General features: G+C 68.4%; 5 protein-coding genes and 3 pseudogenes. 6 read left to right on the top strand and 2 right to left on the bottom strand.

What is annotated here, in order from left to right; genetic code table 11:
- Both ACIKT0_RS09770 and ftsY read left to right on the top strand, forming a co-directional pair.
- Positions 1 to 183, top strand: a pseudogene (locus tag ACIKT0_RS09770) (tRNA (N(6)-L-threonylcarbamoyladenosine(37)-C(2))-methylthiotransferase MtaB); the annotation flags it as partial.
- Positions 176 to 1,165, top strand: a pseudogene (ftsY, locus tag ACIKT0_RS09765) (signal recognition particle-docking protein FtsY); the annotation flags it as partial. The pseudogenes ACIKT0_RS09770 and ftsY, both read left to right, overlap by 8 nt.
- Here the strand turns inward: ftsY and ACIKT0_RS09760 are convergent.
- Together ACIKT0_RS09760 and ACIKT0_RS09755 are read right to left on the bottom strand one after the other, a co-directional pair.
- Positions 1,130 to 2,350, bottom strand: a complete 1,221-nt coding sequence (locus ACIKT0_RS09760; RefSeq protein ID WP_407105164.1) for an MFS transporter — start codon at positions 2,348 to 2,350, stop codon at positions 1,130 to 1,132. The pseudogene ftsY and the gene ACIKT0_RS09760 overlap by 36 nt on opposite strands.
- 38 nt (positions 2,351 to 2,388) lie before the next feature.
- The gene (locus tag ACIKT0_RS09755) at positions 2,389 to 4,524 is read right to left on the bottom strand and encodes a TonB-dependent siderophore receptor (RefSeq protein WP_407105163.1); all 2,136 of its coding nucleotides are present in this window, start codon (positions 4,522 to 4,524) and stop codon (positions 2,389 to 2,391) included.
- A 364-nt stretch (positions 4,525 to 4,888) separates the two neighbouring features.
- On the opposite strand from ACIKT0_RS09755, the gene ACIKT0_RS09750 reads away from it, so the two are divergent.
- The 4 genes and pseudogenes from ACIKT0_RS09750 to ACIKT0_RS09735 form a co-directional block, all read left to right on the top strand.
- On the top strand, positions 4,889 to 5,449 hold the full coding sequence (locus ACIKT0_RS09750) for a DUF3016 domain-containing protein (RefSeq protein WP_407105162.1): 561 nt from the start codon (positions 4,889 to 4,891) through the stop codon (positions 5,447 to 5,449).
- Positions 5,450 to 5,493: 44 nt separating this feature from the next.
- Positions 5,494 to 6,426: a pirin family protein gene (locus ACIKT0_RS09745; RefSeq protein ID WP_407105161.1), complete on the top strand. Its 933-nt coding sequence runs from the start codon at positions 5,494 to 5,496 to the stop codon at positions 6,424 to 6,426.
- Between the two features lie 116 nt (positions 6,427 to 6,542).
- Entirely contained in the window at positions 6,543 to 7,541 is a 999-nt protein-coding gene (gene bioB / locus ACIKT0_RS09740) for a biotin synthase BioB (protein WP_407105160.1), read from the top strand.
- Positions 7,538 to 7,725 (top strand): annotated as a pseudogene (locus ACIKT0_RS09735) (8-amino-7-oxononanoate synthase); the annotation flags it as partial. The gene bioB and the pseudogene ACIKT0_RS09735, both read left to right, overlap by 4 nt.

Here is a 7,725-nt window from a genome sequence, read left to right as displayed (position 1 = left end):
GAGCGGCTCGCGCGTCATCTCGACGGCCATGTCGGCGCGCGGCTCAACGTGCTCGCCGAGGGCGGCCTCGTCGCGCGCGCGGCCGACTTTTCGACCGTTCGGCTCACCGCCGCGTCCGCGAAGGGCGCGTTTCTGGATGTGCTCATCGCCGGCCACGACGGCCGCGCCCTGAGCGCCGCATGACTATCAGACCGCCTCTCTCCGCCGAGAAGATCGAGCCATGACCGACGCGTCCCAATCCTCCGGCTGGTTCTCGCGGCTCCGTCAGGGCCTGTCGAAGACCTCCTCGTCGCTCACGCGCGGCATCACGGATCTCTTCACCAAGGAGAAGCTCGACGCCGCCACGCTCGACGAGCTCGAGGACCTGCTGATCCGCTCCGACCTCGGGATCGCGACCGCCGAGCGCGTCACCGAGGCGGTCGGCCGCGCGCGGCACGCGCGGGCGCTCGACGGCGAAAGCGTCAGGGGGATCGTGGCGGCGGAGGTGGCGCGCGTGCTGGAGCCGGTGGCGAAGCCGCTCGACCCGCCGGAGAGCGCGCGACCGGCCGTGATCCTCGTCGTCGGCGTCAACGGCTCCGGCAAGACCACCACCATCGGCAAGATCGCCGAGAGCTACCGCACGGCCGGCCTCAAGGCCGTGCTCGCCGCCGGCGACACATTCCGCGCCGCGGCGGTGGAGCAACTCGCGGTCTGGGCCAAGCGCGCCGACGCGATCTTCGTCTCGAAGGAGACCGGCGCCGACGCCGCCGCGCTGGTCTACGAGGCGTGGCAGAAGGCCAAGGCCGAGGACGCCGACCTGCTGATCATCGACACCGCCGGCCGGCTGCAGAACAAGGCCGGTCTGATGGCTGAGCTCGAGAAGATCGTGCGGGTGCTGAAGAAGCTCGACCCGTCCGCGCCGCATGACAGCCTGCTGGTGCTCGACGCCACGACCGGGCAGAACGCGCTCGGCCAGGTCGACGCGTTCGGCAAGGTTGCGGGCGTCACCGGCCTGGTGATGACCAAGCTCGACGGCACGGCGCGCGGCGGCATCCTCGTGGCGGTCGCCGAGAAGTACAAGCTGCCGGTGCATTTCATCGGCGTCGGCGAAGGAGTCGACGACCTCGAGCCCTTCGATCCGCAGGAATTCTCACGCGCCCTGCTGGGCCTCCCGCGCGCGGGCTGATTCCCCGCGCGCAAGAAACGGCAGCGCGACCAGCGCCGCGAGCCCCAGGACAGCGGCCGCGCCGAAGCACACCGCGAAGCCGAGCCGGTCGCCCACCGCGCTGACGAGCCACCAGCCGATCACGCTGACGATCGCGTCCATGCTCTGGAACAGCGTGAAATCGACGCCGGCCTGATCCAGCGAGGCGCGCCCCATCAGCTCGGAATAGAGCGCGACGACCCCCAGCGAGAACGACAGCGAGCCGAGCAGCATCAGCGCTCCGAGCGCGGCCGGCGCCTTGACCCCCGCCACCGCCACCAGGGCGAAGCCCGCGAGGCCGAGCGCGGTCAGCGCCAGCGCGCCCGACATGATCGGGAAGGCGCCGAAGCGCCGGACGAGCCAGCCGCCCCCGAAAGCCCCCACCAGGCCCGAGACGGTGATTCCGACGCCGTTCAGCGTCCCGAGCGCGGTCAGGCTGAGGCCTGAATCGATCAGGAACGGGCCGATCAGGATCGACGCCCATTTCGCCCCGAGAACGTAGACGGCGACGAGCAGCAGGCCTGACCGCATCTCAGGGCGTCGCAGCGCCGCCATGATCGACTGCGGCGGACGATCCTCGCGAGCGGCGCGTCGCGGGTCTGGCGTCAGCAGGAACGGGAGGCCGAGCGCGATGAGCACTCCGGCCATGACGAGGGTCGCCGGCTGCCAGCCGAGATGATCGATCAGGACGAGGAACAGGCCCCCGCCGATCGCGGCGCCCAGATAGGCGCCCCCGACCTGGGCGGCGTTGCCCCAGCCCCGGTTCCGCTCCGCCAGGCTTTCGACCGCATGGCCGTCGCATGCGATGTCGAGCGTCGCCGACGCGAAGGAAGCCGCCATCATGGCCACGGTGAGGGGCAGCAGCGCGCCGGGGCCGATGAGCGCGCAGGCGACGATCATGGCGACCGCGAAGGCGCCGACGATCGCCACCACCTCACGCGATCGCCTCCGCCCCGAGCGCGGCGAGCGGTAACGCTCGACCGCCGGCGACCAGAGGAACTTGAACGACCACGGCAGGACGGTGAGCAGGATGAACGCGATGTCGTTCAGCGAAGCGCCGTTCTTGCGCAGCACGGCGGGGAGGCCCGTGAACACCACCCCGCCGATCACGCTCTGCGCGACATAGAGCCCGCCCAGCCCGACGATGATCGTGGCGGGCGAAGGCATGGACCGCTCGCGCGGCCCTGTGGACGCGCGAGCGAGGCTCACCAGCGGTAACGCAGGCTCGCGATGACCTTCCGGCCCTGGTTGAAGTAGCAATAGCTCGCCGTGCAGACCTGCTCGACCTTGTCGAGCAGGTTGGTCGCGTTCAGCTGCGCGGAGACGCCCTTCAGCTTCGGATCGATAGCCTCGAAGTCGTAGCTCAGCTTCGCGTCGACGAAGGCGCGCGGCTTGTTCTTGATGACCGCCCGATTGTAGTCATCGCCGAAGCTCGAGCCGGTGTAACGGACGCCGGCGCCCAGACCGAGCCCCTTCGCCGCGCCCTGCTTGAATTGGTACCCGGCCCACATCGAGAAGGCGTGCTTGGGGACGCTGTTCACCTCATTGCCGACGGTGTCGGGCGACAGCTTCAGGATCTTGGTGTCGGTGTAGCTGTAGCTCGCCAGCAGATCGATCCCGTTTGCGAGAGACGCGGTGGCTTCGACCTCGAAGCCGCGCGAGCGGAAATCGAGCTGCGTCTGCCGGTTGATGCTGTCGACGACCGTGTAGACGATGCCGTCCCTCTGCTTCAGCCAGAAGAGCGAGGCGTTGATGTTGGCGTTGTATCCCGGAACGGCGTACTTCACGCCAGCCTCGGCCGCCTCGCCCTTGGTGGGCTTGGCCACGCCGCCCGTCAGCGGGCCCGCCCCGTCGGGATCGATCACGGTGCCGGAGTTGGGGTTGAACGACGTGCCGTAGCTGACGAAGGGCGTGACGCCGAACTCGGTGACGTAGCTCAGCCCGGCGCGGCCCGTGAAGGCGCCTTCGTTCTGCTTGGCGGCGGGGGCGCCGGGCACGCGATAGGTGCTGTCCATCCAGTCATGGCGGCCTGAGAGCAGCAACCGCCACGGGCCGGCCTTGAGCTCATCCTGAACGTAGACGCCCACCAGACGCTGCTTCTGCTTGGTCGGGTCGGGCAGATCCGGATCCTCGGCTGCCGCGAAATTGTAGCCGATCCTGGAATCGTAGTTGAGGTGGCCGAAGTCGACGCCGCTCAGGATCGTGTGCCCCACGGGCCCGGTCGCGAGCTGGGTCTTCAGGTAGGTGTCCGCCGCAAAGGCGCTGACCTCCTCCTTGACCTGGCCCGCATAGGTCCCGCCGGCGTCCGCGAACCGTTCGTTGGTCGTAAGCCCGGACCAGCGCACGTTCTGATGGACCGAAACCGCGTCGTTGAACCGATGCTCGAACTCGTAGCCGACGCGGCCCTGCTGCTGCGTGAACTGGTTGTAATCGGGGTTGAACAGAATGTCCTTGATCGCCCCGGTCGGCTGCTGGGTGACCGTGCCGTCCTTCAGGACATACGGCGCATAGGTGTTGTTGTAGGCGGTGGAGCCGCCCAGCGTCGAAGCCATGAACTCCGAGAGGATGGTGAGCTTGGTGTCCTCGGTCGGCTGGAACGTCACGGCCGGCGCGATGAAGAGGCGGTCGTCCGGCACGCCCGGCAGGTTCGTGTTGGCGTCACGCCCGAGCCCGGTCAGCCGGAAAAGGACGGTGCCTTCCTCATTGAGCGGGCCGCCGACGTCGAAGCTGAACTGCTTGCGATCCCAGGAGCCGCCCTGGAGTTCGATCTCAGCGAACTTGTAGTCCGTCGGCCGCTTCGAAATCAGGTCGATGATGCCGACCGACGAACTCGCGCCGTAGATGGACGAGGCGGGACCCTTGAGGATCGAGATCGACTCCAGCCCATAGGGCTCCAGTCGGAACAGGCCGCTCGGGCTGTTGAACTGCCGCAGCCCGTCCCGGAACACGCCGGTGTAGGTGACGTCCACGCCCCGGATGGTGAAGCTGTCGAAGCGATCGTCGAACCCGTAGGCGCCCACGCGGACTCCGGGGGTGTAGGCGAGCGCATCCGCAAGCGTCTGCGGGAGGCGGTCCTGCAGCTGCTGCTGGGTCACCGTATTGATCGTGACCGGCGCTTCGTTGACCGGCGTGTCGGTCTTGGTCGCGGTGCGCGTGGTCTTCGCCACGTAGCCGTCATTGGTCACGACGCCCGGCGCGCCGCCGGTTACAGGACCAACCCCGGCCGCGCCCTGGACCGTGATCTCCTGCAGCGGAGTCGCGTCCTGCGCCAGCGCAGGCTGGGCCGCCAGAAGCGCGGCGCAGGACACGGCCGCTGAAAGCGCGCACGACAGCCTGGACATGGAACGAGATCTCCCCGGAAGCACTCAGTATTCCGCTCGTTACCGCGAGATATTCCGGGCTTGCAATGATTGATTTGCACTTGTGAAGTATAATAACTCTAATCTGGAATTATAGTTCTTCTAAAAAACGAGCATTTCGGCAGCCTGACGGCGCATCGACATGCCGCATGCAACGTGAGGTCGCTCGTTATTACGATATACAAGTCACCGCTTGTCGCCCGTTCGGGAATATCTACGAGTTCTGACCCACACTAATCCTCCACTAGGATGCGCGGAGGATGTGAATTCTGGCGGAGCGACTGGCTCCGGCTCGCGCGGAGACGGTCGCCGACCCGCGACGGTCAGGGGCAGATCAGGAGAGGCCATGTTGAGCAGGAAGATCGCCACGGCGGCGGTGCAGAGGTCTTTCTGCAGGGCCGCGACCAAGCCGGTTCTGTACGCGCTGGCTTTCGTGCTGGCGGCCTTCGCCGACCCTCCGGGCGCGAGCGCCGACGTCGCCGTGCGGTTCGCGCCGGCCAAGACCGTCTCCAGCTGGGACGTCCGCAGCGCGCAGGAGCGCAACGGCATGTTCCGCGAGCTTGCGCGATATCTCGAGCGGATCGGCGACCAGATGCTGCCGCCCGGACGCAGCTCCTCGATCGAGTTGCTCGACCTCCAGCCCGCGGGTCGCTTCGAGCCGTGGCGCATCCCGCCCGGCGACAGCGTCCGCGTCCTCCGCGACACCACGCCGCCGCGCGTGAAGCTCCGCTACAGGGTCACCGAACGTGGCCGCACGATCGCGCAGGGCGAGGAGACCGTGACGGACACGAACTATCTGTCCAACCTCGCCGCCCGGTCCTCGAGCGACCGGCTGGCCTACGAGAAGGCCATGCTGCGGGACTGGCTGCGCAAGCGGCTCGTGCGGCTGGAGCCGCAGCGCCGCTGACGCGGGGGTTCCGGTCGCGTAACGTGCGCTGAACAGGAGGCGTCATGAGCTGGAATCCCGCCCTCGAGCCCGGTTGCCCGGACGCCGCGGATCTCGACTCGATCGAGACCCTGATTATTCCCCGGGCGCATGATCTCGGCGGGTTCGAGGTGCGGCGCGCCCTGCCCGCGCCCAAGCGGCAGATGGTCGGCCCCTTCATCTTCTTCGATCAGGCCGGACCGGCCGAGTTCCTGACCGGCAAGGGCGTCGACGTGCGGCCCCATCCGCATATCGGGCTCGCGACCGTGACCTACCTCTTCCGCGGCGAGTTTCAGCACCGCGACAGCCTCGGCTCGAACCAGATGATCCTGCCCGGCGCGGTCAACTGGATGGTCGCCGGGCGCGGCGTCACCCATTCGGAGCGGACCAGCCTCGAGACCCGCCAGGCGCCGCACAGCCTGTACGGCATCCAGACCTGGGTGGCCCTGCCCGAGGACCGCGAGGAGGTCGCGCCGAGCTTCGAGCATCACGGCAAGGAAGCCTTGCCGGTGATCGAGGCCGACGGCGTCAGCCTGCGGCTGATTCTCGGCCGGGCCTATGGGGAGACCGCGCCGGCCAGCGTCTTCTCCGAGACCTTCTACGCCGACGTGGCGCTACAGCCGGGCGCGCGCTTTCCCCTGCCGGACGATCATGAGGACCGTGGCCTCTATGTGCTCGAAGGCTCGATCTCGATCGCCGGGCGGACCTTCGAACCGGGCCAGATGATGGTGTTCCGCCCGGGCGATCCGATCACGGTCGCGGCCGGGGACGCCGGCGCCCGGCTGATGGCGCTCGGCGGCGCCACGATGGGCAAGCCGCGCTACATCTGGTGGAACTTCGTGTCTTCGAGCCGGGAGCGGATCGAGGCCGCGAAGGAGGACTGGCGGCGCGGCGCGTGGGGGAACGGCCTGTTCGACCTGCCGCCCGACGACCGCGGCGAGTTCATCCCGCTGCCCTGAGCGGCGACGCCGCTGCGCGGGCGACGCGCAGGAGCCTCGACCTTCAGCGGGTTTGCAGCGCAGCGCGATCTGTGTAAGCGATGGCCGCCTGCAGGAACCTCTGAAACGGGCGGCGGATGGCGCTTATCGATCTGGCTCAGGCGGCGGGACGCGCGCCGGCACGGACCCTCTGGACGCGCGAGGACGCGCGGCGGATCTACGATCTGCCGTTCGCGGACCTCATGTTCGAGGCGCAGACCGTCCACCGCCGGACCTTCGACCCGAACCGCGTCCAGATGTCCAAGCTGCTGTCGATCAAGACCGGCGGCTGCCCGGAGGACTGCGGCTATTGCAGCCAGTCCGCCCGCATGCCCGGCGAGAAGCTCAAGGCGTCCAAGCTCATGGAGGTCGAGCGGGTGCTCGCCGAGGCCCGCAAGGCCAAGGAGGGCGGCGCCACCCGCTATTGCATGGGCGCGGCCTGGCGGTCTCCGAAAGAGCGCGACATGGAGATGGTCGTCGCCATGGTGGAGGGCGTGAAGGCCCTCGGCATGGAGACCTGCATGACGCTCGGCATGCTGAGCCCCGAGCAGGCGCTGCGGCTCAAGGACGCCGGCCTCGATTACTACAACCACAACCTCGACACCTCTGAGCGCTACTACTCCGAGATCATCACCACGCGCACTTTCGCGGACCGGCTCGAGACGCTCGACAACGTCCGCTCGGCCGGCATGAAGGTCTGCGCCGGCGGCATCCTTGGCATGGGCGAGACGGTCGACGACCGCATCGACATGCTGGTCACGCTCGCCAACATGGACGAGGCGCCGGAGAGCGTGCCGATCAACATGCTGATCCCGATCCCCGGCACCAAGCTCGAGAACGCCGAGACGATCGACGCGCTGGACTTCGTCCGCACCATCGCGCTCGCGCGCATCATGATGCCGGAGAGCCATGTGCGGCTGTCCGCCGGGCGCACCGAGATGTCGGACGAGACCCAGGCGCTGTGCTTCCTCGCCGGCGCGAACTCGATCTTCTGCGGCGAAACCCTGCTCACCGCCGACAATCCGGGCGAGGACCACGACGCGAAGCTGTTCCGGCGCCTTGGGATCGAGCCGGAGGAGCTGGATCCGCTCGGATGAGCCGCGTCGCGCGCTTCGAGGCCGCGCTTCAGGGCCTTGAACGCAGGAGCCGCAGACGGCGGCTCGCGCCGCGGCAGGGCGCGGATTTCGCCTCCAACGACTATCTGGGGCTCGCCGAGTCCCCTCGCCTGAAGGCCGCCGTGGCGGACGCGCTGGAGCGCGGCGTCCCGGTCGGGGCCGCCGG

The sequence above is a fragment of the Hansschlegelia beijingensis genome, from assembly GCF_045505405.1.
Classification (GTDB): domain Bacteria; phylum Pseudomonadota; class Alphaproteobacteria; order Rhizobiales; family Methylopilaceae; genus Methylopila; species Methylopila beijingensis_A.
This window is presented reverse-complemented; position numbering and strand designations above follow the sequence as displayed.